This is a genomic window from Herbaspirillum sp. meg3, assembly GCF_002257565.1.
GTDB lineage: Bacteria > Pseudomonadota > Gammaproteobacteria > Burkholderiales > Burkholderiaceae_D > Herbaspirillum.
In genome coordinates this window covers 3,101,415-3,127,351 of the sequence record NZ_CP022736.1, presented here as the reverse complement: position 1 = coordinate 3,127,351, position 25,937 = coordinate 3,101,415, and the positions used below count along the sequence as shown (strand labels likewise).

The 25,937-nt window shown below is 55.5% G+C and carries 26 protein-coding genes; 15 read left to right on the top strand and 11 right to left on the bottom strand.

The features are described from left to right. Window positions 1-59: 59 nt before the first annotated feature. The 4 genes from hmeg3_RS13980 to hmeg3_RS13965 form a co-directional block, all read right to left on the bottom strand. The gene (locus tag hmeg3_RS13980; protein WP_232512008.1) at window positions 60-515 is read right to left on the bottom strand and encodes an RDD family protein; all 456 of its coding nucleotides are present in this window, start codon (window positions 513-515) and stop codon (window positions 60-62) included. A gap of 273 nt (window positions 516-788) precedes the next feature. Then, the gene (locus hmeg3_RS13975; RefSeq protein ID WP_094564259.1) at window positions 789-1,448 is read right to left on the bottom strand and encodes a DUF3106 domain-containing protein; all 660 of its coding nucleotides are present in this window, start codon (window positions 1,446-1,448) and stop codon (window positions 789-791) included. A 24-nt stretch (window positions 1,449-1,472) separates the two neighbouring features. After that, window positions 1,473-1,883, bottom strand: a complete 411-nt coding sequence (locus hmeg3_RS13970) for a DUF3619 family protein (protein WP_094564258.1) — start codon at window positions 1,881-1,883, stop codon at window positions 1,473-1,475. After that, entirely contained in the window at window positions 1,880-2,449 is a 570-nt protein-coding gene (locus hmeg3_RS13965) for an RNA polymerase sigma factor (RefSeq protein WP_094564257.1), read from the bottom strand. Before hmeg3_RS13965 ends, hmeg3_RS13970 begins: the two co-directional genes overlap by 4 nt. A gap of 527 nt (window positions 2,450-2,976) precedes the next feature. On the opposite strand from hmeg3_RS13965, the gene hmeg3_RS13960 reads away from it, so the two are divergent. The 8 genes from hmeg3_RS13960 (at window position 2,977) to hmeg3_RS13925 (ending at window position 11,777) form a co-directional block, all read left to right on the top strand. Continuing rightward, window positions 2,977-4,695, top strand: a complete 1,719-nt coding sequence (locus hmeg3_RS13960; protein WP_094564256.1) for an acetolactate synthase 3 catalytic subunit — start codon at window positions 2,977-2,979, stop codon at window positions 4,693-4,695. A gap of 2 nt (window positions 4,696-4,697) precedes the next feature. Next, the gene (ilvN, locus tag hmeg3_RS13955) at window positions 4,698-5,189 is read left to right on the top strand and encodes an acetolactate synthase small subunit (protein WP_007882202.1); all 492 of its coding nucleotides are present in this window, start codon (window positions 4,698-4,700) and stop codon (window positions 5,187-5,189) included. Between the two features lie 77 nt (window positions 5,190-5,266). Next, window positions 5,267-6,283, top strand: a complete 1,017-nt coding sequence (ilvC, locus tag hmeg3_RS13950; protein WP_094564255.1) for a ketol-acid reductoisomerase — start codon at window positions 5,267-5,269, stop codon at window positions 6,281-6,283. Window positions 6,284-6,824: 541 nt separating this feature from the next. Beyond that, the gene (locus hmeg3_RS13945) at window positions 6,825-7,571 is read left to right on the top strand and encodes an SIMPL domain-containing protein (RefSeq protein WP_094564254.1); all 747 of its coding nucleotides are present in this window, start codon (window positions 6,825-6,827) and stop codon (window positions 7,569-7,571) included. A 342-nt stretch (window positions 7,572-7,913) separates the two neighbouring features. Then, window positions 7,914-8,555, top strand: a complete 642-nt coding sequence (locus hmeg3_RS13940) for a phosphatidylserine decarboxylase (RefSeq protein WP_050477785.1) — start codon at window positions 7,914-7,916, stop codon at window positions 8,553-8,555. A gap of 29 nt (window positions 8,556-8,584) precedes the next feature. Continuing rightward, the gene (pssA, locus tag hmeg3_RS13935) at window positions 8,585-9,451 is read left to right on the top strand and encodes a CDP-diacylglycerol--serine O-phosphatidyltransferase (RefSeq protein ID WP_094564253.1); all 867 of its coding nucleotides are present in this window, start codon (window positions 8,585-8,587) and stop codon (window positions 9,449-9,451) included. Window positions 9,452-9,611: 160 nt separating this feature from the next. Beyond that, window positions 9,612-11,156, top strand: a complete 1,545-nt coding sequence (locus hmeg3_RS13930; RefSeq protein ID WP_094564252.1) for a 2-isopropylmalate synthase — start codon at window positions 9,612-9,614, stop codon at window positions 11,154-11,156. 81 nt (window positions 11,157-11,237) lie between these two features. Continuing rightward, the gene (locus tag hmeg3_RS13925; RefSeq protein ID WP_094564251.1) at window positions 11,238-11,777 is read left to right on the top strand and encodes a hypothetical protein; all 540 of its coding nucleotides are present in this window, start codon (window positions 11,238-11,240) and stop codon (window positions 11,775-11,777) included. Between the two features lie 3 nt (window positions 11,778-11,780). Here hmeg3_RS13925 and hmeg3_RS13920 read toward each other — a convergent pair whose 3' ends face one another. The 3 genes from hmeg3_RS13920 to hmeg3_RS13910 form a co-directional block, all read right to left on the bottom strand. Then, a complete protein-coding gene (locus tag hmeg3_RS13920; protein ID WP_094564250.1) occupies window positions 11,781-12,485 on the bottom strand; it encodes an alpha/beta fold hydrolase in 705 nt (234 codons plus the stop codon). Beyond that, entirely contained in the window at window positions 12,482-14,002 is a 1,521-nt protein-coding gene (locus hmeg3_RS13915; RefSeq protein WP_094564249.1) for a sensor domain-containing diguanylate cyclase, read from the bottom strand. Before hmeg3_RS13915 ends, hmeg3_RS13920 begins: the two co-directional genes overlap by 4 nt. A 148-nt stretch (window positions 14,003-14,150) precedes the next feature. Further along, the gene (locus tag hmeg3_RS13910) at window positions 14,151-14,513 is read right to left on the bottom strand and encodes a hypothetical protein (protein ID WP_094564248.1); all 363 of its coding nucleotides are present in this window, start codon (window positions 14,511-14,513) and stop codon (window positions 14,151-14,153) included. Window positions 14,514-14,686: 173 nt separating this feature from the next. On the opposite strand from hmeg3_RS13910, the gene hmeg3_RS13905 reads away from it, so the two are divergent. Continuing rightward, window positions 14,687-16,231 (top strand): PLP-dependent aminotransferase family protein, encoded by a 1,545-nt coding sequence (locus hmeg3_RS13905; RefSeq protein ID WP_369828824.1) that lies wholly within the window; start codon window positions 14,687-14,689, stop codon window positions 16,229-16,231. Between the two features lie 296 nt (window positions 16,232-16,527). Beyond that, complete coding sequence (locus tag hmeg3_RS13900; RefSeq protein ID WP_094564247.1) at window positions 16,528-17,865, top strand: tetratricopeptide repeat protein; 1,338 nt, start codon at window positions 16,528-16,530, stop codon at window positions 17,863-17,865. Between the two features lie 113 nt (window positions 17,866-17,978). Here the strand turns inward: hmeg3_RS13900 and hmeg3_RS13895 are convergent, their stop codons facing one another. Continuing rightward, complete coding sequence (locus hmeg3_RS13895; RefSeq protein ID WP_094564246.1) at window positions 17,979-18,902, bottom strand: sugar kinase; 924 nt, start codon at window positions 18,900-18,902, stop codon at window positions 17,979-17,981. A gap of 16 nt (window positions 18,903-18,918) precedes the next feature. Continuing rightward, the gene (locus hmeg3_RS13890) at window positions 18,919-20,214 is read right to left on the bottom strand and encodes an amino acid deaminase (RefSeq protein ID WP_094564245.1); all 1,296 of its coding nucleotides are present in this window, start codon (window positions 20,212-20,214) and stop codon (window positions 18,919-18,921) included. Window positions 20,215-20,379: 165 nt separating this feature from the next. Between hmeg3_RS13890 and hmeg3_RS13885 the strand changes: the two genes are divergently transcribed. From hmeg3_RS13885 to hmeg3_RS13870, 4 genes are all read left to right on the top strand, one after another. Then, entirely contained in the window at window positions 20,380-21,261 is an 882-nt protein-coding gene (locus hmeg3_RS13885) for a MurR/RpiR family transcriptional regulator (protein WP_094564244.1), read from the top strand. A gap of 1 nt (window position 21,262) precedes the next feature. Continuing rightward, window positions 21,263-22,759, top strand: coding sequence for an amidohydrolase family protein (locus tag hmeg3_RS13880; RefSeq protein ID WP_094564243.1), 1,497 nt, complete (start codon window positions 21,263-21,265; stop codon window positions 22,757-22,759). A gap of 76 nt (window positions 22,760-22,835) precedes the next feature. Further along, window positions 22,836-23,219, top strand: a complete 384-nt coding sequence (locus hmeg3_RS13875; protein ID WP_094564242.1) for a RidA family protein — start codon at window positions 22,836-22,838, stop codon at window positions 23,217-23,219. 71 nt (window positions 23,220-23,290) lie between these two features. Further along, entirely contained in the window at window positions 23,291-24,643 is a 1,353-nt protein-coding gene (locus hmeg3_RS13870) for a GntP family permease (RefSeq protein WP_094564241.1), read from the top strand. Between the two features lie 69 nt (window positions 24,644-24,712). Here hmeg3_RS13870 and hmeg3_RS13865 read toward each other — a convergent pair whose 3' ends face one another. Next, window positions 24,713-25,210, bottom strand: a complete 498-nt coding sequence (locus hmeg3_RS13865) for an outer membrane protein assembly factor BamE (protein ID WP_094564240.1) — start codon at window positions 25,208-25,210, stop codon at window positions 24,713-24,715. Between the two features lie 189 nt (window positions 25,211-25,399). On the opposite strand from hmeg3_RS13865, the gene rpsO reads away from it, so the two are divergent. Continuing rightward, entirely contained in the window at window positions 25,400-25,669 is a 270-nt protein-coding gene (rpsO, locus tag hmeg3_RS13860) for a 30S ribosomal protein S15 (RefSeq protein ID WP_007881925.1), read from the top strand. A gap of 32 nt (window positions 25,670-25,701) precedes the next feature. Here the strand turns inward: rpsO and hmeg3_RS24740 are convergent, their stop codons facing one another. After that, window positions 25,702-25,929 (bottom strand): hypothetical protein, encoded by a 228-nt coding sequence (locus hmeg3_RS24740; RefSeq protein ID WP_157739272.1) that lies wholly within the window; start codon window positions 25,927-25,929, stop codon window positions 25,702-25,704. Window positions 25,930-25,937: the final 8 nt, after the last annotated feature.

The window sequence follows — 25,937 nt, the reverse complement described above, 5'->3', positions numbered from 1 at the left end:
AGGATGGACAAAACGGCTAGCGTAACAGGATTGCATGACCGTTTTGTTTCAGCGTGTTTTTATTGTTTCTTTTTACGGGGATTCAGATCGACGATGCGTGTACCGGCGATTCTGTCATGCACGAATTGGCGTTGCGGATCGAGATAGATCAAGCCGGCCCAAACGATGATATTGGCGACGGGGACTCCAATCAGCATCCAATTTTGCGCACCCAAAGCCCAGGCCAGCGCAAGACCTGGAATGAACCACAGCCAGCTCAGCAGGAAGCGCGCAAGTGCGCGCAGTGTGCTGACGGGAAGGCCGTCATTGCCGATTACGCGAATACGCCAGGTTTTCATTGCCAGCGTTTGGCCGCCGTGCGTCCAGAACCAGACGAAATAGAGCCCCAGAACGATGAAGAGCCAGCTCTCCAGTGCATGACGCAGATACAAGGCGTGGCGTTGCTGAAGCAGGGTCGAGAACAGCCAGGCTGAAATGAACAGCACGCCGAACAGCAACATGGATTCATACACCATGCTGCACAAGCGGCGTCGGAGTGAGGGCGTGGGCAATGTCTGCGGCGTCTGATTCGAGGTGCTGTGCAAGGTGGCGCTCAAGTCTGTCTCTTCTCTTGATGATGAATCTGGCGTGCTGCTGAATCGCGGGCGTGCCAGGCGGCATGGAGCATAAAGTGGGCATCATACGCGGCGTCATTTGTGTTCGCCATGAAAAAATGCCATGTCGGCGTTCTCTCGCGGACATGGCATTTTACATTTCGGCCCGGAATACTTCGTTCAGGCCAGCTTCGCTTACTTTGTTTCGACGGCCGCCGGTGGTGCAATTGCGGGAGTGGTGACTGCAGCAGGCTGTGGCGCCAGAGTTTGTTCGAGCGCTTCCTGTGGCAGCTGGATAGTTGGTGCGGCCTTGCTTTGCGTTGCGGGCAATGCAGCAACATGCTTTGGCAGCTTGGCTTGAGATAATTTTTTCTTCTGTTCTTCCGACAATTGCTGGTATTCCTTCCACTGAGCCGATTTTTTTTCGGCATCCAGCTTCTTGGCACGGGTATAGCTTTCGCGAACCGAGCGGCGTTGTACGGGGGTCAGTTTAACCCAGTCGCGCATGCGCTCTTGCAGGCGCTCTTGTTCAGCCGGATTCATGGAGGCGAATTTATTACCAATGACCAGCCACTTTTCCTTGCTGTTTAAAGGCATTTTGTTCCATTCGCCTGCCAACGGGGCGAGTGCATGCTGCTGCGCCGGATTGAGTTCCGCCCAAGTTGGTTTGGAGTCGGGTTTTCTTGCCACCTTCGACGGGGTAGGTTGTGGAGTGGGTAATTTGGTTGTTGCTGCAGGTGCGGGTGTCAGCACCGGGGCGGGGGCTTGTGCCAGAGCGGTAGCGCCAGCGAGACAGGCAAGCAGGGCGACAATCGCAACAGGAAGGTTCAGAATCTTGCGTGTTGCGTTGCTCATTGAAGTCCGGATACGCACCATCAATTATTCGCCTTGCTGCGCCAGATAGGCATTGAAGCCATGATCAAGGTAAGCCGACAGCGGCAACTCGTCTGACAAGACACCTGCATCGATTTCCGCCAATTCGCTGATACGTTGCTGATGTTCGTGCTCATACAAGCCGGCAAACAGCATGACGCCGGCCAGCAAAGGAATGGCGACACCCAGGCGGCCAAGCCAGGCGAATGATTGCGGCTCGCGGAAGCTGCCGCCCATTGCGCCTGCCAAGGCAAATTGCGGCACGACGGCGCGTACCGGAACTGCTTTTTTCTTGCGGGCAATCGCGACACGGCGCGCTTCAGCCAGGCTTTGCGTGGTGGACTCGGGCAAGTGCTCCAGATTTGCATCCAGAGCTCGCTTTACCCGATAGGCAAATTGTAGTTCTTTGTTGTTCATAAAGTGATTCCTTTAGCCCTGAGTGCTTGAGCCAGAGCGTGTGTGGCGCGAGAACAGTGGGTTTTGACGCTGCCTTCGGAGCATCCCATTGCGGCAGCTGTTTCTGCGACATCCATGTCTTGCCAGTAACGCATGAGGAAAGCTTCGCGTTGACGAGTCGGGAGTTTTTGTACTTCGGCGTCAATTAAAGCAAGTGTTTGCTCGCGTTCAACTTTGTCTGCGCTGGACTCTGCCGCTTCCGTGCCTTCTTCCGCTTCATAACTTTCCAGCAAGTCAAAGTCTTCCTGATTCTCCGTATCGCGGCCGATGCTGGAAAAGAGACTGACCCAGGTGGTCCGGACTTTTTCTCGTCGGAAAAAATCATGAATCGTGTTTTGCAGGATGCGCTGAAATAGCAGCGGAAGTTCATTGGCAGGTTTGTCGCCGTACTTCTCGGCCAGTTTGATCATTGCATCCTGAACGATGTCGAGCGCGGCTTCATCTTTGCGTACGGCATAGACGGCCTGTTTGAAGGCGCGGCGTTCGACATTTTCGAGAAAATCGGAGAGTTCTTTGTCAGTTGCCATGCAATGCGGCTTGTAGATATACAGCCGGGAATAGATGAATCGAATGCATTTCCGACATGTTGGTGGAATGTACGGATTTGTAACAAGAGCGCATGCTAGCAAAAAAGCCCTTGTTTGTGGTGGTGTTTATCGGAAACGCACAATTTTCGGGCGGTTTGACGGTGTATTCAAAGAAATTCACTTGACCAAAATGATGCGACGCATTAACGTGTCAGTCCGCTTCATCAACATGAAGTTCTATGGTCTTTACCGTGGCTACGCATAATGTAGCGATTGTCAAAGACGCGCTTTATTTAAAAAGCTGTTTGTTCTAACCCGCGCCACAAGCGCGAGAAATTCGTAACGGTGTACTTGCACCAAGGCTGAACGAGTCGCGCTAAGCGGCATTTTGAACCTCACTACGGTTGGGGCGCAGAAATGACGTGACCGCACAAAGAAGGGATGCCGGAGGACGCAGGTCGATCAGTACGATTTCGTCAGGGGAGAACATCCGATCAATCTCCAATGGACCTTGAAAGGAAGTAGTAATGAGTGCAGAAAACCTCACCGGCGCGGAGATACTCGTCCGTTGCCTGGCTGAAGAGGGCGTTGAGCACGTCTTCGGCTATCCCGGTGGCGCCGTGCTTTATATTTACGACGCTATCTTCAAGCAAGATAAATTCCAACATATTCTGGTACGCCACGAGCAGGCTGCGGTGCATGCAGCGGATGCTTATTCGCGCAGCTCCGAAAAAGTCGGCGTCTGTATCGTGACCTCCGGTCCCGGCGTCACCAATGCGGTGACCGGTCTGGCGACTGCGTACATGGATTCGATCCCGATGATCGTGATTTCCGGCCAGGTGCCTTCGACCGCTATCGGTCAGGATGCCTTCCAGGAATGTGACACCGTCGGCATCACGCGTCCTTGTGTCAAACACAACTTCCTCGTGAAGGATGTGAAAGACCTTGCCGCGACAATGAAAAAAGCATTCTATATCGCCACAACCGGCCGTCCAGGTCCGGTGCTGGTCGATATTCCCAAAGATATCTCGATGCATACTTGTGCTTACGAGTATCCGAAAACCGTCGAGATGCGATCGTACAAGCCGGTGGACAAGGGCCACTCGGGTCAGATCCGCAAAGCGTTGCAGCTGTTGCTGACGGCTGAACGTCCGATGATCTATACCGGCGGCGGCGTGATTCTGGCAAATGCTGCTCCCGAGCTTAACAAGCTGGTTGATCGCCTGGGGTTCCCTTGCACCAATACGCTGATGGGCTTGGGTGCTTACCGCTCCACCAGCGACAAGTTCGTCGGCATGCCGGGTATGCACGGTACGTATGAAGCCAATATGGCCATGCAGCACAGCGACGTGCTGATCGCTATTGGGGCGCGCTTCGACGACCGCGTGATCGGCAATCCGAAGCACTTTGCATCGAATGCCCGCAAGATCATTCACATCGACATCGATCCGTCGTCGATTTCCAAGCGCGTCAAGGTCGACATTCCTATCGTCGGCAACGTCAAAGACGTGCTGCAAGAGTTGCTGACACAGCTTGACGCGTCCGAAACCAAGCCAAATGCGCCTGCTGTGGCGAACTGGTGGAAGCAGATCAACAAGTGGCGCGAACGCGACTGCCTGAAGTTTGCTACCTCGGATGAGTTTATCAAGCCGCAGGCGGTGATCCAGAACGTGTGGGAAATCACCAAGGGTGATGCTTTCATCACGTCCGACGTTGGCCAGCATCAGATGTGGGCAGCGCAATATTATGGCTTCGACAAACCGCGCCGCTGGATCAATTCCGGCGGTCTGGGCACCATGGGTGTCGGCTTGCCGTATGCAATGGGCGTGCAAAAAGCCAATCCTGACGCGACCGTCGCTTGTATTACTGGCGAAGCATCGATTCAGATGTGTATCCAGGAGCTGGCGACTTGTAAGCAGTATCACCTGACGCCAAAGATCATTCTGCTGAACAACCGTTTCCTCGGTATGGTTCGCCAGTGGCAGCAAATCGATTACGGTTCGCGCTACTCCGAGTCATACATGGACTCCTTGCCTGACTTCACCAAGTTAGCCGAATCGTATGGCCACGTTGGTATGAAGATCGAGAAACCGGGTGATGTAGACGGTGCGCTTAAGGAGGCGTTCGGCATGAAAGACAAGCTGGTCTTCATGAACTTCATTACGGATCAAACCGAAAACGTCTGGCCTATGGTCAAGGCAGGTAAGGGTTTGACTGAAATGCTCTTGGGTTCGGAGGATCTGTAATCATGCGCCATATTGTTTCTGTATTGCTGGAAAACGAAGCCGGCGCTCTGTCCCGTGTTGTGGGTTTGTTCTCCGCGCGTGGCTATAACATTGAGACTCTGACTGTTGCACCTACCGAAGACGCTACCTTGTCACGGATGACCATCGTGACCAGCGGCTCGGACGACGTGATTGAACAAATCACCAAACACCTGAATCGCCTGATCGAGGTGGTAAAGGTCGTGGATCTGACAGAAGGCGCGCATATCGAGCGCGAACTGATGTTGATCAAGGTACGTGCCGTAGGCAAAGAGCGTGAAGAAATGAAGCGTACTGCGGACATCTTCCGCGGTCGCATCATTGATGTCACCGAAAAGACCTACACCATCGAATTGACAGGTAACAAGGGCAAGTTGGACGCATTTATCGACTCGATCGACCGTGCGGCCATTCTTGAGACTGTTCGTACCGGCGGCTCCGGTATCGGCCGCGGCGAACGGATCCTCAAAGTCTGATCCACGACCATCGTTACGTAGCTCTCTGTATTTAATTCAGTATTTAGTATTTTAAAAATTAGTTAATAGGAAAAATCATGAAAGTTTTTTACGACAAAGACGCAGACCTGTCCCTGATCAAGAACAAGAACGTGACCATCATCGGTTACGGTTCGCAAGGCCACGCGCACGCACAAAATCTGAATGACTCCGGCTGTAAAGTCACCGTTGCGCTGCGCAAAGACGGCGCATCGTGGAACAAGGCCAAGAACGCCGGCCTGAACGTTGCCGAAGTCAACGAAGCGGTCAAGGGCGCCGACGTCATCATGATCCTGCTGCCGGACGAAAACATCGGCCAGGTCTATGCAGAAAACGTTGCCCCGCACGCCAAGCAAGGCGCGACAGTCGCCTTCGCACATGGCTTCAACATCCACTACGGTCAAGTCGTGCCGCGCGCTGATCTGGACATCATCATGATCGCGCCGAAGGCTCCAGGCCACACTGTGCGTTCGACTTACACTCAAGGTGGCGGCGTGCCGCATCTGATCGCTGTGTATCAGGACAAGTCCGGCACAGCCCGTGACGTCGCCTTGTCGTACGCCACCGCCAACGGCGGCGGCCGTGCCGGCATCATCGAAACCAACTTCCGCGAAGAAACCGAAACCGACCTGTTCGGCGAACAAGCGGTTCTGTGCGGAGGTACTGTCGAACTGATCAAGGCTGGTTTCGAAACACTGGTGGAAGCCGGTTATGCACCAGAAATGGCGTACTTCGAATGCCTGCACGAACTGAAACTGATCGTCGACTTGATCTACGAAGGCGGCATCGCCAACATGAACTACTCGATCTCCAACAATGCGGAATACGGCGAATACGTCACCGGCCCACGCATCATCAACGAAGAGAGCAAGAAGGTCATGAAGCAAGTGCTGACCGACATCCAGACCGGCGAATACGCCAAGAGCTTCATTCTGGAAAACAAGGCAGGCGCACCTACATTGCTGTCGCGCCGTCGCATCAACGCTGAACACCAGATCGAAATCGTTGGTGAAAAGCTGCGTGCGATGATGCCGTGGATCAAAGCCAACAAGCTGGTTGATCAATCGAAGAACTAATTCGACTCCGGACCGCGATCACAGGCATCATCGCAGGACGCGCAAGCATACGCGCCCTGGGCTGGACGGCGCAAAGCAGTGCTTTGCGAATTCCCGTCCAGCCTACCGTGGATCAAAGCCAACAAGCTGGTTGATCAATCGAAGAACTAATTCGACTCCGGACCGCGATCACAGGCATCATCGCAGGACGCGCAAGCATACGCGCCCTGGGCTGGACGGCGCAAAGCAGTGCTTTGCGAATTCCCGTCCAGCCTGCCTTGGATCAAGACCAGCAAGCTTGTGGATCAATCGAAGAACGAATCGATAGATCGATATGTCAGTCGAAGAAAAAAGGACGCTCAGGCGTCCTTTTTTTATTTTCCACATCCGGAATAACAAAGATGCCTCGTTGCTTGCATCTTGTCACAATTGCATTGTTCCTTCGAAGAACTAACCGTGTTGCAAGGCGTCCAAACGCCAGTCTTCGTTGCCGCTTTTCATCACGCAGTAATTTGTAAAGCGTTACGAAACTCATCAATCCGTTTTATTTCTGGAGATATACATGTCGCGCTCAAGCCAACTATTATTCGCCGCCGTACTAGCCACTGCCACGATGGCGGCACATGCGCAATCTGCTCAATCCACCGGCACCATGGTGGTTATTCCCGCCTCAGGCGAACTCGTTGTGCCTAACGATGAAGCACATGCCACCCTCAACGTCGAAGAGCAGGACAAGGACAAAGCGGCGGCGGCCTCGCGTGTTAACAAGAAGATGAAGCAGGGCATTGACATCGTTAAGCGGCAGGATCCGCAAGCGCAGCTGAGGACTCGTGGTTACTACACCTATGCGGTCTACGCCGAAGATCCTCGTCCGAGCAATAAGCCGCGCCCCATTGTAGGCTGGCGTGTGGGCCAATACCTCGACGTCACCACTACGAATCTGGAGGGGCTGCCACGTACCGTCGCTGCAGCGCAGGGCTTGCTGGGACTTAATAATCTGCAATTTGGCTTAAGTCCGGCTGCCACAAGAAAGCTGGATGCGGACCTGATCAGCATGACCTTCAAGAATCTCAACGAGCGTATTGCATCGATTGCCGGCGCCTTGGGGCGCCGCAGCAGTGATGCGCTGGTGGAAACAGTGGACTTCGAAGGTTCTGGTAACTATGTCCAGAACGCGCCGGCACCGAAGATGATGATGCGTGCAATGGCTGCGGATGCACCGGCGCCGGAAGCCGTTGCGGAGCCGAGTTTCGAGCCGGGCGACACCACTATCGGCATGCATCTGGTCGGCAAAGTGCGTTTCAAGTAATTGATCGTATGTCATCGGGCGTCTTGCAGTGCAGGTCGCCCGATTTTCTGGTGTAAAGACTTGTCGTGGCTTGCTGATCAATCCTCCCCATCCTACCGGCCATTGGCATTGTTCGCGTTATTCATACTAATCGCGATAAAATAGACTTTCATCAAAACAAGAATGGCTTCACAAGCCACCAGGTCCATCCGTTTTCTCCGGCCGGAATCCCTGGCTGTCATTCGCTATTAACGGGTAAATATCCGTTGATTTGATTTGCGGCGCGTTACATTTCTTAGGCGCTCGTCTAGAATAAGCACGCTTTACCATTTTGAAAATCTATCAGCGACTATCGGAGTAACGTTGAATAACCATTATCCACATCCTATTATTGCCCGCGAAGGCTGGCCCTTCCTCGGTATCGCTGTTGTTGTCGCCATTATCGTTACGCTGATCGGCGGAGCTTGGTCGATTCCTTTCTGGATCATCGCCTTGTTTGTTTTGCAGTTTTTCCGTGATCCTCCACGCACGATTCCGCAAAATCCGAATGCTGTCCTATCGCCCGCTGATGGCCGCATTGTGGTCGTCGCTAAAGCGCATGATCCCTACACAAATCGCGAAGCGCTGAAAATCAGTGTCTTCATGAACGTATTCAACGTCCACTCCAATCGCGCACCAGTGGATGGCAAGATCGAGACCGTGCAGTATTTTCCCGGCAAATTTGTCAATGCCGATTTGGACAAAGCCTCGCTGGAAAACGAGCGCAATGCGCTGGCGATCACTGCGGCCAACGGCCAGAGTGTGACATGCGTGCAAGTGGCGGGTCTGATTGCCCGCCGCATCCTTTGCTACGTCAAGGCTGGTGACGTATTGGCGCGTGGTCAGCGTTACGGCTTCATTCGCTTCGGTTCCCGCGTCGACGTTTACCTGCCGTTGACCGCCACACCGAAAGTGAGCGTTGGTGAAAAAGTCTCGGCGACAGAAACGATTCTGGCCGAATTCTGATCACCTACGCATATTGAGACGGACTTTACATGGCAACTTTCCGCAAACGCAAAAACAAGGGATCCATCCCTTTCCCCAAATCCTTGCGCAGCCATAAAACGCCGATGTATCCGGCACAGCTGGAAGATGTAGATGGTGCGCCGATCGTACGACCACGGCGCTCACGCGGCATCTATCTGTTGCCGAATGCCTTTACGACGGCGGCGCTGTTTTGCGGCTTCTACGCCATCGTCATGGCGATGAATCTGAAGTTCGATCATGCCTCGATTGCGATCTTCGTAGCGATGGTGCTGGATAGTCTCGATGGTCGTGTGGCACGCATGACCAACACGCAAAGCGAGTTCGGCGCGCAATATGACAGTCTGTCGGACATGGTGTCTTTTGGCGCCGCACCGGCGTTGGTCGTCTATGAATGGTCCTTGCGTGGCATGGGCAAGTTGGGCTGGCTGGCGGCATTCGTGTATTGCGTCGGCGGCGCTCTGCGTCTGGCGCGTTTCAATACCAATATCGCTGTGGTCGACAAACGCTATTTCCAGGGCTTGCCGAGCCCTGCTGCAGCGGCATTGGTGGCCGGCTTTGTCTGGCTGATGGATGATCTGCGTTTTGCGGGTACGGATCTGAGTTGGGCCTCGTGGGTGATTACGCTGTACGCGGGTATCACCATGGTGACCAATGTGCCGTTCTACAGCTTCAAAGACATCAACTTCCGCAAGCCGGTACCGTTCATTGCCGCATTGCTGGTGGTAGTGGTGCTGGTGGCAATATCGAGCGATCCGTCCAAGGTCTTGTTCGGTTTGTTTGTGCTGTATGGCATCTCCGGCTACATCGTCTATGCCTGGCGCAAGATCAAAGGCAAGCCAGTCAGTATCGTCCAGACGGAACACGAGGAAAAATAAGCCCATCGGTCAACAGCCTTCGAAAACCGCCCAGATATCACCGGGCGGTTTTTTTACGTCTGTTGCTGCTGATTTGTCTACCTTGGCGTGGTTGCACTGCCATTGCAACATTATGCGAGAGGGATAGAATGAATTGCCGAGACTAGCCTGAGGAGTTGCCATGTCAGCAGAAAAACTCATCATTTTCGACACCACCTTGCGTGACGGCGAGCAATCTCCCGGCGCATCGATGACGAAAGAAGAGAAGATCCGCATCGCTCGCCAGCTTGAGCGCATGAAGGTTGACGTGATCGAAGCGGGTTTCGCCGCCGCGTCTCCCGGCGATTTTGAATCGATCAAAGCCATTGCTGGATTGATCAAGGATTCCGTCATCTGTTCTCTATCGCGCGCCAATGATCGCGATATCGCACGTGCCGCGGAGGCGCTGGCGCCGGCCCGGCGCAAACGGATTCATACCTTCATAGCCACTTCGCCATTGCATATGGAAAAGAAGCTGCGCATGACGCCTGATCAGGTGTTTGAGCAGGCCCGGCTGGCGGTGCGTTATGCGCGCCAGTTCACGGATGACGTCGAGTTCAGCCCCGAAGATGGCAGCCGCTCCGACATGGATTTTCTTTGCAGGGTGTTGGAAGCGGTGATCACCGAAGGCGCTACCACCATCAACTTTGCCGATACCGTCGGTTATGGCGTGCCTGAGCTGTACGGCAACATGCTCAAGAGCCTGCGCGAGCGGATTCCCAATTCTGACAAAGCGATCTGGTCTGTGCATTGCCACAACGATCTTGGCATGGCGGTGGCCAACTCTCTGGCGGGCGTCATGATCGGTGGCGCACGTCAGGTCGAGTGCACCATCAATGGTCTGGGGGAGCGCGCCGGGAATACCGCGCTCGAAGAAATCGTCATGGCGGTCAGGACGCGTCGCGATCATTTCAATCTGACGCTTGGCATCGACGCTTCGCAAATCGTGCCGACCTCCAAACTGGTGTCGCAGATCACGGGCTTCGCCGTACAGCCCAACAAGGCGGTGGTCGGCGCCAATGCGTTTGCTCATGCCTCCGGTATCCATCAGGATGGCGTGCTGAAGGCTCGCGATACGTATGAAATCATGCGTGCCGAAGATGTCGGCTGGACCGCCAACAAGATTGTCCTGGGCAAGCTGTCGGGACGTAACGCATTCAAGCAACGGCTCGAAGAGCTGGGCATCACGCTGGAGTCGGAAGGCGAGGTCAACGCTGCCTTTGCACGCTTCAAGGAGCTGGCTGATCGCAAGTCAGAGATTTTTGATGAAGACATCATGGCGCTGGTCAGCGATGAACAGCATAGCCATGAAGGAGAGCATTACGGCTTTGTCTCGCTGTCGCAGCATTCTGAAACAGGGGAGCGGCCGAGCGCGAAGATCATTTTCACTGCGGGTGGCAAGGAGGTCAGTTGCTCAGGGCAAGGAAACGGTCCGGTGGACGCCATCGTCAATGCGATCGAATCGAATGCTGCCAGCGGTGCCGAGCTGTTGCTGTTTTCGGTCAACGCGATTACTACCGGCACGCAATCGCAGGGCGAAGTCACCATGCGGCTGGCCAAGTCAGGGCGCATCGTTAATGGCGTCGGATCCGATCTGGATATTGTTGTTGCTTCGGCGAAAGCCTATCTATCGGCGTTGAACAAACTGTATTCAAAATCGGACAAGTTGAACCCACAGCAGGTGTGATGTTGCCATGCTGGCATCGATATTTGCCTTAATTGCTGCTAATCTACATTAACAACAGCGAATTTCCCGCGAGAATCGTTTATGGCAATTGCAGTCAACAGCTCGTTCACCGCCACCATCCCCTATGTATTCGGAGGGAATGCGCCGGTCGTTGACCTGGGCCAAAGCCCGGGCGTGATCAGCACAGCCGCTGCGCTTGCCAGCGGTGGTGCCGTGGTATTGAGTTTGCCTGGCGCGCCCAAGGGAGCAGTCACTTACACAGCGTCGGGCCTTCTGCACGTCTTGGCACGCGCCAGTGCGGCGAGTTCGCGGTCGACCGCCGCGAACGACGAAACAGCCGCCGCCAGCAAGGCCTTTCTAGCATCCCTGAACAAATCCAGTTCACCTTCTTCAAGCTCTTCTGACTCGTCCGATTCTTCTGGCACCTTGGCTTCTTCATCTTCCGGCATGCCGGACGGGGTCTACAACGGCAGCGGTATCTTTACGCCGACCGCCGGAAGTGGGGGCTCTGCCAATTTTGCCGATATCCTGAGTAGCAATCCCGGCTTGTCTTCCGTCGCTGTCAGTAGTGCGGTGGCGCAAGGCTCCGCAGTGGGTACGCTGGTTAGTACCAGCGCCTGAACGTTACTTCCAGTCTTTGGTTTTGATCGCGGCCGCGATGCGCTGGCGTAGCGCAGCGTCGTTGGCCATTTTTTCGCTGACGCGATGATCGGTTTCCGGCAGATCGATGATGCACCGAAAGCGTGCCGACACCGCGGCTTGTTCCAGCAAGTCGGCCACATCATGCGGAATGACTGCATCCTCCAATGCCCTGATCAGGGTCAAACTACCTCGATAATCACGAATCAATTCCAGTGTTTCTGCATCGCGCCAGCTATACGGCTGACGGATGATGCTTGAGAATTCCGGGCCGAATGGGGTCGAAAAGGCGGCACGGCCGTAAATGGCGCCGACGATGAGAACAGCGTGATCGATGCGACTGCCCATGCCGCAGGCAAGGCGCAAGGCAATCTCGCCGCTCATGCTGGTGCCGACGACAGTGTGGATAGTGCCGCCGGCGTCGGTATGCGCCAATACGGCTTGTGCCTGCTGCAGGCGTTTCTTCAGTGAGCCGGGGCTGTTGGCGCTGCTCTCGCCGTGCCCGGAAAAATCCAGTGCGACGCTGCCGAAACCGTATTGCGCAAGCTCTTCTCGCAGGAGGCGCTGGCGCAGACGATCACTTTGGCCTGCGCCATGCAAAAACAACGCGTGTAGATGATGCGGTTCGCCCAGAACATCGCCGACGATGGTTTCATCGCCGACCTGCAGTTCAAAACGACTTGAGATCATTCGTCTGCAGACTGGCGCCGGTCATGTGCAGGCACCTTGGCGTAGTAAGAACGCTTGTCCTCATACATGAGCGCGTCGGCGCGCTGCACGGTGGATTCCAGGCGTTCGCCGTGCTGACTGGTTGCGGCGCCCATCGACAGGCTTAATACTGAGCCGGAGTAGTACTGGTTGTTGATGTCGATCAGCTTTTGAATGTTTTCCATCATGGCCGCTGCGCCTCGGTCATCGGTGGCCGGCATGAGGATGGCAAATTCATCGCCGCCGATGCGCGACGCATACACCGGTTTGTCGGCGGCTTTGCCCAATACCTCGCCGACACGACGCAACAGGGCGTCGCCGGCGGCGTGGCCAAGCTGATCGTTGACTTCTTTGAGACCATTAAGATCGGCCATGATGACGCTGACCGGAAACGGTCCCTTGCGCTCCAGCCGATTCATTTCGTCGACCATGAAGGCGCGATTATGCAGCTTGGTCAGTTCGTCGTGCTTGCCGAGGAACTCCAGATAGGCCTCTGCTTTTTTGCGGGCGGTGATATCGGTCAAGGCGACCAGCACCAGGCTCCAGTCTTCTTCATGGCCGGGAAAAACCGAGAACTGCAAGTGCACGTGTAATTGCTCGCCGTTGAGCGCGTAGTTCACCACTTCGCGTTGATGGAACAGGTTGCCATGCCACAGTTCACTCAACTGCTCGTTGAAATGCGGTCGCATGTCGTCGCGGAATACCTCGCTCAGACGCGACAGCAAAGTCGTCTTGTCCGGGGCATGGAACATCGTCAGCGTTTGCTGATTGACGTCGATGACCCTGATCTCCTGCATGCAGCGCTCGACGAACTCGGGATGCACATCGGTGAAAACCCGAAAATCCTTGATGCCGATCTGGCGCAAATCGCCGAACAGGCGTTTGACCTGGCTGAAGTCTTCGACCCAAAGAGAAATCGGCGAATACTCGAACAAGCCACGGGCGTAATCTTCGCTATGTGTCAGCTTGCGGCGAGCGGTTTCGCGCTCGGTGACGTTTTCCACGGCCAGCAGCACGCGGCCCCAGCTGTCTTCATAGCCCGGCAGAATACGTGCATTGAGCTGGATGTCGAGGCGCTTTCCGGACAGCGTGTAGTTGACGCTATGGCTGGAGAATTCTGTTTTGCCTTCCCAGACTTGCAGCAGTTCCTCGATATGGGTGTGCAGCATGTCATCGCGGAAAACCTTGTCAAGGTTGGCGATCAGATGGGCAATGTCATCGGCTTCGAACAACTGCAGCGTCTTTTTGTTGACATGCAACACCTGGATATTCAGTGTGCAGGCATGTACGCGTGAGAGGTCTGCTTGCAGATAGCTGCGCAAATCGGTGACGCCGGCGGTACGCCATTCATCAAGCAGTTTTTTGACGCCGCTGAAGTCTTCCAGCCACATCGAAACGGGAGCCAGCTCAAACATGTCCGCGCTGATGAAGTCGTCACTGCTTGGTGTGTTGGAGGTGCTTAGTGCGGCAGCGTCTGTGGAGCGGATTTCATTCTGCATAACGATGAAGAGGTATGGTGATGCAGTAGTGTAATGCCTTTATTGCAATACACACACATTCTTCAGGGTTGATTTGACATTTTTTTGGCACTACTTTGATGTGGCACAGGTAAGCCGCTTGGGCCATGCCTGTGCTGTTCGCCCGCTGTTATTTCGATGTCATCAGTTGTGCTGCCATGCTGCGTAGCCATCTGGTTGGCGTACTCACCAGGCGTACGATGAAGTCCAGTGAAAAATAGCGCGGTTTGAGGCTGGCATAGCACAGCACCTCTGTGGTGTGGGTTGCATATAAGCAAGTCCAGCCGCTGCGCTCGGTCTGATAGTGCTGGCCTTCCTGCAAAGTGGAAAGCGTTTTCAGGATGGTTTCGCTCATCCACTCCGGCGATTCGCGCAGACGGATGCTGCCGGATTGCACAAACAGGACGGTGTCGCGGGCAGTCCAGATGGTGTGGCTTTGTCCGGCGCTCAGTTGGATTCTGGTGGGAGTCGCTTGCCTGTCTTCTGTACGCATGATGTTTTCCTGTTGGTTGGCGTAGGGATAGTTTAGGCAGAACAGCTTTTACGAAACAGGCACAGGCTGTGGCGATGTGAATCGAAACAGCAGGCGTTTTTCTGATCTGTTATCGTCTGTTTTCGAGGGCTCTGTATCTATCGCTGCAGGGGAAGAACGCTGAAGATTCACTCATGGACATGCAACCACTACCTCTCAATACCGGCCCAACGCCGCAAGCTTTGTCCGAACTCGTGCCGACTGCTGCCGGCCAACTGAATTCGTCTGGTCAGTCACAGCAACCGAGTCAGCCAATCTATCGACGTCTGGCAGAACACTATCTCTCCGCGATTCAGGCAGGAACATTGGCTGCCGGTGATCGCATGCCTTCGGTACGCGACCTGATGCGGCAGCAGCATGTCAGTTTATCCACGGCGCTGCAGACTTTGCGCTATCTGGAAGAGGGGGGCTGGTTGGAGGCACGTCCGCGCTCCGGGTATTTCGTCCGGCAGCCGCGGCGTGCGCAAATTCGTCCGGTGGGCGAGCCGAATATCTCTGCACCGTTGGACCCTGCACAATATGTCGGCATCCACGAGCAAGTTTCCGACTTCATCGCGCGCCGGCATTTGAAGGCGCCCACCATTGATCTGAGCGGCATGAGTTGCGCACCTGAACTGTACGCAGTCGATGCTCTGAAAAATGCTGCCATCAAAGCCTTGCGTGAACAGCCGACCTTGTTGACCAGCCCCATGCCGATCAACGGTAACAGCCATTTTCGCCAGGTCGTGGCACGCCGTGCGCTCAATGCCGGCATTCGCATCAGCGCTGACGATGTCGTGGTGACGCATGGCTGCATCGAAGCGCTCAATCTGGCGCTGCGCGCCGTGGCGCAGGCCGGCGACACGATCGCCGTAGAGTCGCCGACCTATTTCGGACTGCTGCAGACACTGGAAAGCCTTGGCATGCGCGCCCTGGAGATCCCGACCAGTCCGCATACCGGTATTTCCATCGAGGCGTTGGAATTGGCTATTCAAACTTACGGCAACATCAAGGCTGTGGTGGTGGTGCCGACATTACAGAATCCGCTGGGATGCATCATGTCGGACAGTCACAAGGAACGTCTGGTCAACCTGTGCGAGCAGCAGGGGGTGCCGTTGATTGAAGACGATGCTTACAGCGAGCTGGCAGATGGTGACGTAGCGCCGTCGGCAGCCAAGATCTGGGATCGGAGCGGCAACGTCATCTATTGCGCCTCCCTGAACAAGGTCCTGGCGCCCGGCATGCGGCTGGGCTGGATGACGTGCGGCAAATGGAATGAGCGGGTCAAGATGCTGAAATTCGCCTATACCCGCGCCAACGAGGAATGGACGCAGATCACTGCGGCCAACTACATGGGTTCGCCAGCATACGACCGTCATCTGCGCCGCCTGCGCAGCAGCCTGAAAGACCAGCGCGAACAGATGGCAGAGGCGATCGCAGAATATTTTCCCGACGAAACCCGGCTGAGTGTTCCCAACGGCGGCGTCGGCTTGTGGGTGGAACTGCCGCGCGGGCTGTCGTCGAAGGCCGTATTTGCAGCGGCATTGGATGAAAGCATCGGCGTGTCGCCGGGCGTGATTTTTTCCAATTCAGACCGTTTTGACCATTATTTGCGGCTGTGCTGCGGCAAGCCTTTCACGCGTGAACTGGATCAGGCATTGCGCAGGTTGGGCGTGATTACCGCACAACTGCTGGGCTAAACCTTCCCTCTTTCGCGACTAAAAAAGCTTTCCGACATGGGTCGGAAAGCTTTTTTTGCTTCTTGTACAAAATATTGTAAGAATATGAACTGTCCCTGCGACGAACGATCAGCCGCTTGTCCTGCGAATTCAACATTGCGCACCGTGCTGAAGGGTTCGAATTTCAGTGCGTTGCTGCCGGGCAATCGTATCGATGAATCAGAATAAAAGTCGCTGATAAGATGCCAGCGCCAATGGCAAGGCGCGTCGCCCTTGGCGGCATTTTTTCAGCGGTTCTACGTCACAGGAATAGGCTTATGGATTCTCTTTCCCAGGTGGGGGCCGGTAGTGAAGCGCTGCTGCAGTTGCTGGAGCAGGCAATTGGTTTTCATACCGCTGGCGATCTTCAAAAAGCAGAAAAAATTTATCGCGAGGTATTGGTACAAGATCCGGTGCATCCCATCGCACTGCATTACCTCGGCATTTTTCTCTATCAGAACGGCCAGGACGAAGAGGGCGTGCAAAATATCCGCCTGTCCTGCGCACTGCAACCGGATAACGCCGCCTGGCATAACGATCTCGGCAACGTATTGTTTGCGTTGCGCGAGTTCGAAGAGGCTTCCGAGGCCTACCAGGCATCGTTGGACGCAGCACCGCATGACCACATTGTCTGGAATAACCTGGGATCGTCTCAGCTGCAGCATGGCGACACGGATGGCGCAATTGAGTCTTTCAAGCAGGCGCTTGAGCTGGATGCCGATTTTGGCCCGGCGCTGATCCATCTCGGGAATATCTACGAAGCCGCTGGCGACAAGATGAACAGCGCGCATTACCAGTGCCGCGCGTTTGTGTTGCCACCGCATGAGGGCAAATCGAAGCAGATGCTCGGCATTTCGTACTACTTCCTTGGTCGTTTGCAGGAGGCCGCGGCACACTACCGCGACTGGATGAGCGAAGAGCCGGACAATCCGATTCCTGCCCATATGTTTGCCGCTTGTGCGCAACAGGACGTGCCGGAACGCGCGTCGGACAGTTATATCGAAAAGCATTTTGACCGTTATGCGGAAACCTTCAACGCCAATCTGGTCGACAGCCTGGCCTATCGCGGTCCGGAATTGATGCAGCAGGCATTGCAAGTGGTTGGCGTACCGGCCAAGCAATTCGATGTGGTCGACATCGGCTGCGGCACGGGCTTGTGCGAGCCGATCATTGCTCCTTATGCGCGTTCGCTGATCGGCGTTGATCTATCTGGAAAGATGCTGGAACAAGCCAAGGCGCGCGGCGGCTACGATCATCTCTTCAAGCAGGAAATCACCGATTACATGACCGGAAAGACAGCGAGCGCGGATCTCGTTTTTTCGGCGGATACGATGATCTATTTCGGCGACCTGGGAAAAGTATTTCAGACAGTCGCGAGTACGTTGAGAGAGAAAGGTTATTTCTTGTTCACCGTCGAGAGTGATGCGGAAGCTGGAGACCAAGGAGCTGGTTTTTCTTTGCACCCGAGCGGTCGCTATCGTCACAGCCTGAGTTATGTGAAGCGCTGCCTGAACCAATTTGGTTTTGAACTGCTTGATGTCAAAGACGCCGTGCTACGGGAAGAAATTCGGCAGCCTGTACTGGGCATGGTGGTGGTGGCACGGCGTAAGTCTTGATGCATAAGCGGGTGACTGGCACGGTCAAATAACCATGCAATAAACGTCACAGCAATAAAAAAGAGCGGCAGGTTTGATCCTGGCCGCTCTTTTTATTGTGGAACCTGTAGTGCTCAGCCGAGGCGGCTCACGACGGTATTGACTTGATCTGCCAAGGGAATGGGGGCGACGGCGCCATAACCCGTGGTTGAAATCGCCGCCGCCACGTTGGCATAACGTGCTGCGGTAAATGGATCCTTGCCTTCAACGATCTGCGCGACGAAAGCGCCGCCAAAGCAGTCGCCTGCGCCGGTGGCGTCCAGCGCATCGACGACGTGCGGTGCGACCAGACGGCGCTCTGTCGGCGTTGCGACGTAACATCCGTCCTTACCCAGTTTGAATGCGATCAGCTTGATGCCATAGGCCAGCAATTTATCGACGATGGCGTCGCGGTCGTCCAATCCCGTCAGCGCGCTGACGTCTTCCCAGCTTGGAAGGCAGATGTCGCATAGTGTAAAGGCCTCGGCCATTTTGGCGCGGGCGCGTTCGAGTGACCACAGGCGCAGACGCAGGTTGGTGTCGAGTGAGGTCAGCGTGCCGTTCTTGCGCGCGTGCGCCATGGCTACCAGACCGGCGTCGCAGGCGCTTTCGCTGATGGCGAGGCTGATACCGGACAGATGCAGCACCTTGGCGTCGGCAATTGCGTGCAACGGCAACTGTTCGATGGTGTAGCGGCTGGCGGCGGAGCCGGTGCGCAGGTAGTTGAAGTGATGGCCTTCGTCGTCATGCGTGACAACATAGACGCCCGACGCCACGCCCGGCATCACGCCGACGTGTGTCGTATCGACTTTTTCGGTTTGCCACAGGGCTTGCAGGCTCTTGCCGAAATGGTCGTCGCCGACCGCGCTGACATAACCGGTGTCGGCGCCCTGGCGTGCTGCTGCGATACAGAAGTTGGAGGTGTCGCCGCCGAAACCTTCCAGGTAATAGCGAGGATCTTCGATGCTTTGGTTGAACTCCACCATTGCTTCGCCGTAGGCGAGGATTTTATTGCTCATGATGTGATGCCGTTGCTTAGAAGAAGGTTTGTACGATGTCGATGACGTTGAACTTGCCATCCAACACCGGCAAGTGACGCCATTTGTCGAACGTCAGGCAGGGATGCGAGATGTCGAAAGCGATCATGTCGCCGACCTTGATATCATCGCCTGCGTTGATCTTCAGGTAAGCATGCTGATCCATCATGCCGGTGACTTCCCAGTGCGACGGTGACTCGACCGGCGCCTTATCCTGACCGGGGCGGAAACGTTTGACCGGCAAAGGCAGGCCGGCATCGAAGGCGGCATCGCGCTTGCCCAGCGTGATGATGGCCTTCTCGGATTCGGGAATCGATTGTACGTAAGCCCACAGCTGCAGCGCCGGCAGCAATTCGCTGCGCATTTTTTTTGCCACCGGATTGCGGGTCTGGATCTGCTCCTGCGCAGCACGATAGACACCGACGTCATGCGTCAGATAACAACCGGGACGCAGCACGACGTCCAGCGGGACACCGATGTCGGCGCCGGCGAATTCTTCTGCGACCACGTCATACCAGGCCGATCCTGCACCGGTCAGCACCACCGGTTTTTGCGCCGAGCGATGGCTGAAATAGCCTTGTCCGGCGAGATCCTTGGCGCATTGCACCGCGCGTTGCAGGAACAGACGGATATCGGCTTCCTCTTTTAATACGCCTTCGTAGACTTCAATGCCGGACAGCGCGATGTTGCCTTCCCAGCGTTTGACGGCTGCCAGCACGGTAGCTTGCTGTTCGTTGTTGCGCACGCCGGTGCGGCCGCCGACGGGGCCGAGTTCCAGCAGTACGTTCAGGGTTTGTTTGCGCTCCGAGAAGAAGCGGCCAAGCTGATCGACCAGATCAGCCGAATCGACCAGGCAGAAAAATTCGAAAGAGGGATCTTCCAGCAGGCGCGAAATGATGTTCATGTTTTGCTTGCCGACCAACTGATTGGCCATCAGCACGCGGCGCACACCATGGTGGTAGGCTACCTGAGTCTGGTGCGCAGTCGCCAGCGTGATGCCCCAGGCGCCGGTCGCCAGTTGGCGTGCAAACAGCTTGGGCGCCATGGTAGTCTTGCCGTGCGGCGCCAGTTTGACGCCGTATTCCGTGACAAAGCGTTGCATCCAGTCCAGATTGTGCGACAGGCGCTCTTCATACAAAACGGCGGTCGGCAGGCTCAGATCTTCTTTGAGGAGATTCCAGGGCAGGGCATTGGCTGCATTTGGTGCAACAGGTGCCGTGAGGGTGCCGATACCCTTATTCAGCGGATCGATGATGCCGCTTTGCCAAGTGTTTTGGTAGTTTGTATCACTCATCTTGAATTTCTCCTCAAAAATTTGATTTGACGTAATGATAGTCCTGAATTTACTATGTTGGAAGTGTGTTATAAACTAACACGAAAATTCTTCCGCGCCCCAAACAGGCCTTGTAAAGCACCGTCGGGAAGCGTGGAGCCACCACCGAGACTTCATTTCAACGCCATGGCACAAGCTTTTGACATTGTTTCACGCATTACCGAGCGTAGCGGACAATTGCGGCTTGCAGAGCAAAAAGTCGCCGAAGCAATTCTCAACGATTTATCCAGCGCGGCCAGCGCCAGCATCGGCGAGCTTGCGCAAAAAGCCGGAGTCAGTCTGGCAAGTGTGACGCGGTTTGCCAAAGCGATGGGTTGCCGCGACGTACGTGAGTTCAAGTTCATGCTGGCGCAGGCTGTTGCAGTCGGTCAGCGTTTTTTTGATGGTGTGAAGACCATTCCACCCGGGCAGCCTCCTGAGCTCGCCGATGTCGTCTACAACGATATACATGCCGTCCTCGAAGTCAATCGCGCGCTGTTGAATCCGGATGCCTTGCATCGTGCTGCAGAGCTGTTGCGTGATGCACGCATGATCTATTCATTTGGCATGGGTGGCGGTTCGACCATGCTGTCGGATGAGGCCCGTTATCGTCTGGTGCGTTTGGGGCGTCCGGTGGCAACATACCACGATGCCTTGTTGCAGCGTATGGTCGCCGCCACGCTGGACAAGGCTGATGTGTTGCTGGTGTTTTCTACGACCGGCAATGTGCCGGAAATGCTGACCAACTGCGAAGTCGCCAAGGAATATGGCGTCAAGATGATCGGCATCACCGCGCTGGGTTCGCCGCTGGCAGGGATGGTCGACGTGCTGTTGCCGATCAAGGCGCTGGAAACCGACTTTATTTTCAAGCCATCGTCGTCGCGCTACGCCATGATGATGGCGCTGGACATGCTCGTGCTGGAACTGGCGCTGCTGCAAAAGGACCGAAGCCAGGAGCAGTTGCGGCGCCTCAAGTATGTACTCGATATGCATCGCGGCGGCGGTGACCGCCAGCCGCTCGGAGATTGATATGACTACCTCTGTACCTTCCCAACGTTGCGACACGCTGATTCGCAACGCTTTTCTGATCGATGGCAGCGGTACTGATCCGGTTGTCGCCGACGTAGCTGTGCTTGATGGCCGCATTGCGGCTATCGGCTCCCTCGGCAGCTGGCAAGCCGATAACGTGATCGATGCCGCCGGCAAGGTGCTGAGCCCGGGCTTCATTGATGCGCACACGCATGACGACACCAATGTGATCCGTATGCCGGAGATGTTCCCCAAACTGTCGCAGGGCGTCACGACTGTCGTCGTCGGCAATTGCGGCATCAGCGCCGCACCAGTGACACTCAAAGGCGATCCTCCTGACCCGATGAATCTGCTGGGGCAATCCAGCGCCTTTTCCTATCCGACATTTTCCAGCTATGTGGCTGCGATCGAAGCGGCGCAACCGTCCGTGAATGTAGCTGCGTTGATCGGCCATACAGCGCTGCGCAGCAATCATATGGATACGCTGGATCGTGCTGCGACTGATGCTGAAATCAAAGGCATGCGTGATCAGCTGACGGAGGCGCTGGAACATGGCGCGCTGGGCTTGAGCACCGGTCTGGCCTACGGCAACGCGATCAATGCGCCGACCGAAGAAGTGCTGGCGCTGGCAGAGCCGCTGGCGGAATACGGCGCCATGTACGCCACCCATCTGCGCAGCGAATTTGCCGACATTCTCGACGCCATGGACGAAGCGTTCCGCATCGGTAAGCATGCGCGCGTGCCGGTGGTGATTTCTCATCTCAAATGCGCCGGCGTAGAAAACTGGGGGCGCAGCAGCGAAGTATTGGCAGCACTCGAACAGGCAGAAAAGCATCAGCATGTCGGTTGCGATTGCTACCCCTACACCGCCAGCTCGTCCACGCTGGATCTGAAGCAGGTGACCGATACCTACGATATTCAGGTGACCTGGTCGGAGCCGCATCCGGAGCAGGGCGGCAAGTTGCTGGCCAAGATCGCTGAGGAATGGAATGTCGACATGAGCGAAGCCGCGCGTCGCCTGATGCCTGCAGGCGCCGTGTATCACTGCATGTCTGACGACGACGTCAACCGCATCCTGCGCCATCCATCGACGGTGATCGGTTCCGACGGTCTCCCTAACGATCCTTTGCCGCATCCACGGCTGTGGGGCGCTTTCCCGCGCGTGCTGGGTTACTACAGCCGCGAGCAACAACTGTTTTCGCTCGCCGTGGCAGTGCGCAAGATGACGGGTTTGTCGGCTTCGCGCTTCGGCCTGAGCGATCGTGGTTTGGTCAAGGAAGGCTATTGGGCTGATCTGGTGCTGTTTGATGCGACGACGATCCGCGATGCGGCGACGTTTACCGATCCGATGCAACCCGCACACGGCATTGAGGCAGTCTGGGTCAACGGCGTGCTGTCGTATCGCGGTGAGGACAAGAAGGCAACCGGTCAACGCGCAGGACGTTTCCTCGCGCGCAATCGCATACAGGCTGATGCAGTCGACGCTGCAGCAAATTAATTCATTGCAACACCGGGGCGAAGTGATCAAAGCACGGCACCCGGATCATTTATCTGAAATCTGAAGGAGTTACACAATGAGCATCAAACGATATGGCGTCGACGGCGGCACCGGTACCGGCGGTCAGCATCTGCCTTTTGCACGTGCAGTGGAAGCGGACGGCTGGTTGTACGTCTCGGGCCAGGTGGCCATGGTCAACGGTGAAGTGATTGATGGCGGCATCGTCGCGCAATCGCATCAGGCTATTCAAAACGTCCTGGCAATCCTGAAAGAAGCCGGCTACGGTCCTGAGCACGTCGTGCGTTGCGGTGTCTGGCTGGACGATACCCGCGATTTCCAATCCTTCAACAAGGTCTTCAAGGAATACTTCGGCGCCAATCCGCCGGCACGTGCCTGCGTGCAATCGGCCATGGTTGTGGATTGCAAGGTTGAGGTGGATTGCGTGGCGTTTAAACGCTAAGTTCATGCGCTAAGTTCAAGCGCTGATCACCTAGTTGAGTAACACCCTGGTTGGGGTGAGGAGACCAAAAAATGGAAGCAGTACAAGGAAGTATGTTGCTGATCTACGCGCTCGTCGCGGTGATCGCATTGATCGTGTTGATTGCCAAGTTCAAGATGAATCCGTTCATCGTCCTGATCGTGGTGTCGCTGATCCTCGGTTTGTCTGTCGGCATGCCGATGGGCACGATCGTCAAATCGTTTGAAACCGGCGTCGGCAACACGCTGGGGCACATTGCACTGGTTGTCGGGCTGGGTACAATGCTGGGCAAGATGATGGCGGAGTCTGGTGGCGCAGAGCGCATTGCCACCACCATGATCAATGCCTTTGGTGAAAAGAACGTGCACTGGGCGATGATGACGGTTGCGTTCATTGTCGGCTTGCCGGTGTTCTTTGAAGTCGGTTTTGTGTTGCTGATCCCGATCGCGTTCAACGTTGCCAAGCGTACCGGTACCTCGATGGTATTGGTCGGCATCCCAATGGTGGCAGGTTTGTCGGTGGTGCATGGCCTGATTCCGCCGCATCCTGCGGCGCTGCTGGCAGTGACTGCCTATAACGCGGATATCGGCCGTACGATTCTGTACGCACTGATCGTCGGCATCCCGACCGCGATCATCGCCGGTCCGATCTTCGGTAAGCTGATGTCCAAGGTGGTGATTCCCAATCCGGATAATCCGCTGATCGGCCAGTTTGTGGATCAAGGTGGTGCCAAGCGCGAACTGCCGGGTTTCGGTATCACGTTGTTCACCATCCTGTTACCCGTGGCGCTGATGCTGATCGGCAGCTGGGCCGACTTGTTCTTCACGCCGAAGACTTTTGCCAACGACTTCCTGCGCCTGATTGGCAACTCAGTGATCGCACTGTTGATTGCGACACTGGTCAGCTTCTACACCTTCGGCAAGATGCGCGGTTTCAATCGTGATGCCATTCTGAAATTCACCAATGAGTGTCTGGGGCCGATCGCCAGCATCACGCTGGTGGTGGGGGCCGGCGCAGGTTTTGGTCGTATCCTGATGGATGGCGGCGTGTCCAAGGCCATTGTCGGTATCGCTACCGATGCGCATTTGTCGCCGCTGCTGCTGGGTTGGTTTGTGGCAGCGCTGATTCGTGTGGCAACGGGTTCTGCGACCGTTGCGATGACAACTGCTTGCGGTATTGTTGCGCCAATCGTGATGTCGGTCGGCGGTACGCGTCCTGAACTGATGGTGTTGGCAACCGGCGCCGGTTCTCTGATTCTGTCGCACGTCAACGACGGTGGTTTCTGGCTGGTCAAGGAGTACTTCAACATGACCGTGCCGCAAACCTTCAAAACCTGGACGGTCTGCGAAACGCTCATTTCGGTGCTGGCCTTGCTGTTCACCTTGGCGCTGTCGACCGTGATCTGATCGATGCGGTTTGTCGCTGAACAAAGAAAAAGCCGCTTTTCGAAGCGGCTTTTTTTACGGCGAAAAAACTCAGAAGCGCATGCGGCTGTCGTCGAAGCGCGGATCAGGGCCATTTTCCACTTTGCGGACAATGCCTTGTGCATCGAAATAGACGGTCATCTGAGAATTCCAGACACCGCTTTCCTTGAAACCGTAATTCCATGCTTCAAAAGGAATGCGCGCATAGCGGGTCACTTCAGTGGGGCGGCCAACCAGACGGAGCACATCGTTTTTGGTTGCTTGATCAACCTTGATGGAGCGGAAGTTCTCCATGGTCCAGACTTGTTGATAAGAAATCAACCTGCCGTCCGGGCCGATACGCGCCATGTAGCTGTACTGGCCGAAAGCGCCGGCAGCATATTCCAGCAAATGCGTGTTGCCGTCGGGATACACAGCGGTAGGCTGGCCGAGGCGAGCGACAACTTGCTGTTCCGTATCGCCGGGATTGACCGGGGGCGCGAACAGGGAGGCGCAACCGCTCAGGGACAGAGCAGCTGCAGCTAGAACGGGGAGAATGAAGCGTTTCATAAACAGTTGGAGAGGAGTTTGCGGGAATAATTTCCCGGAAGGACTATGATTCTACGCTTTTCCGGTAAGTATTTGAATCTGCTGATCTTTTGCTATATACTTGCGCCTCTGGTCATTTCGGCCAGTTTTTAATTGTTAGTCACGGTATGCAGGGTAAGTACTCCGCACACCGCTTGTGAAAGGTATAGCATGTCGATCGAAAAAGCAGCCAAGGCTGCCATTATCACTGATAACGCCCGTGGTCAAAACGACACCGGCTCCCCGGAAGTTCAAGTTGCGCTGCTGACAGCACGCATCAACGACCTGAACGGTCACTTCAAAGAACACAGCAAGGATCACCACTCCCGTCGTGGTCTGATCAAGATGGTTAACCGTCGTAAGAGCCTGCTGTCCTACCTGAAGGGCAAGGACGCCGACCGTTACCGCGCACTGATCGAAAAACTCGGTCTGCGTAAGTAATCTTGTTCCCTCGTACCATTCCGGTTCAGGGTTCATAGCCAAAATGCCTGCGTCAGTTTCTGACGCGGGCATTTTGTTTTTTGCGATTCCGCTTTTGTCTGGATGTGGATGTTTTTGCGGTTCGCAAAACTTCTTTGCAGTACCGCGATCCCATCCAATGATCGTGATTCGTAAGGTGACTTGTCGGTTTGCCAGCTGTTTCGCAGGACGACAAGCATCTGTGGTGAGGTGAACGACAGCGCCTGAAAATCTGTCGGCAAAAAAGAAT

Coding starts and splice junctions, on each gene's coding strand:
- hmeg3_RS13930 (WP_094564252.1), top strand. CDS start 9,612: ATGTCAGCAGAAAAACTCATCATTTTCGACACCACCTTGCGTGACGGC.
- hmeg3_RS13890 (WP_094564245.1), bottom strand. CDS start 20,214: ATGAGTGATACAAACTACCAAAACACTTGGCAAAGCGGCATCATCGAT.
- hmeg3_RS13975 (WP_094564259.1), bottom strand. CDS start 1,448: ATGAGCAACGCAACACGCAAGATTCTGAACCTTCCTGTTGCGATTGTC.
- ilvC (WP_094564255.1), top strand. CDS start 5,267: ATGAAAGTTTTTTACGACAAAGACGCAGACCTGTCCCTGATCAAGAAC.
- hmeg3_RS13920 (WP_094564250.1), bottom strand. CDS start 12,485: ATGATCTCAAGTCGTTTTGAACTGCAGGTCGGCGATGAAACCATCGTC.
- hmeg3_RS13895 (WP_094564246.1), bottom strand. CDS start 18,902: ATGAGCAATAAAATCCTCGCCTACGGCGAAGCAATGGTGGAGTTCAAC.
- hmeg3_RS13980 (WP_232512008.1), bottom strand. CDS start 515: ATGGTGTATGAATCCATGTTGCTGTTCGGCGTGCTGTTCATTTCAGCC.
- hmeg3_RS13965 (WP_094564257.1), bottom strand. CDS start 2,449: ATGGCAACTGACAAAGAACTCTCCGATTTTCTCGAAAATGTCGAACGC.
- hmeg3_RS13870 (WP_094564241.1), top strand. CDS start 23,291: ATGGAAGCAGTACAAGGAAGTATGTTGCTGATCTACGCGCTCGTCGCG.
- pssA (WP_094564253.1), top strand. CDS start 8,585: ATGGCAACTTTCCGCAAACGCAAAAACAAGGGATCCATCCCTTTCCCC.
- hmeg3_RS13900 (WP_094564247.1), top strand. CDS start 16,528: ATGGATTCTCTTTCCCAGGTGGGGGCCGGTAGTGAAGCGCTGCTGCAG.
- hmeg3_RS13910 (WP_094564248.1), bottom strand. CDS start 14,513: ATGCGTACAGAAGACAGGCAAGCGACTCCCACCAGAATCCAACTGAGC.
- hmeg3_RS13945 (WP_094564254.1), top strand. CDS start 6,825: ATGTCGCGCTCAAGCCAACTATTATTCGCCGCCGTACTAGCCACTGCC.
- hmeg3_RS13875 (WP_094564242.1), top strand. CDS start 22,836: ATGAGCATCAAACGATATGGCGTCGACGGCGGCACCGGTACCGGCGGT.
- hmeg3_RS13885 (WP_094564244.1), top strand. CDS start 20,380: ATGGCACAAGCTTTTGACATTGTTTCACGCATTACCGAGCGTAGCGGA.
- hmeg3_RS13970 (WP_094564258.1), bottom strand. CDS start 1,883: ATGAACAACAAAGAACTACAATTTGCCTATCGGGTAAAGCGAGCTCTG.
- hmeg3_RS13865 (WP_094564240.1), bottom strand. CDS start 25,210: ATGAAACGCTTCATTCTCCCCGTTCTAGCTGCAGCTGCTCTGTCCCTG.
- rpsO (WP_007881925.1), top strand. CDS start 25,400: ATGTCGATCGAAAAAGCAGCCAAGGCTGCCATTATCACTGATAACGCC.
- hmeg3_RS13915 (WP_094564249.1), bottom strand. CDS start 14,002: ATGCAGAATGAAATCCGCTCCACAGACGCTGCCGCACTAAGCACCTCC.
- hmeg3_RS13925 (WP_094564251.1), top strand. CDS start 11,238: ATGGCAATTGCAGTCAACAGCTCGTTCACCGCCACCATCCCCTATGTA.
- hmeg3_RS13960 (WP_094564256.1), top strand. CDS start 2,977: ATGAGTGCAGAAAACCTCACCGGCGCGGAGATACTCGTCCGTTGCCTG.
- hmeg3_RS13880 (WP_094564243.1), top strand. CDS start 21,263: ATGACTACCTCTGTACCTTCCCAACGTTGCGACACGCTGATTCGCAAC.
- hmeg3_RS13905 (WP_369828824.1), top strand. CDS start 14,687: ATGGACATGCAACCACTACCTCTCAATACCGGCCCAACGCCGCAAGCT.
- ilvN (WP_007882202.1), top strand. CDS start 4,698: ATGCGCCATATTGTTTCTGTATTGCTGGAAAACGAAGCCGGCGCTCTG.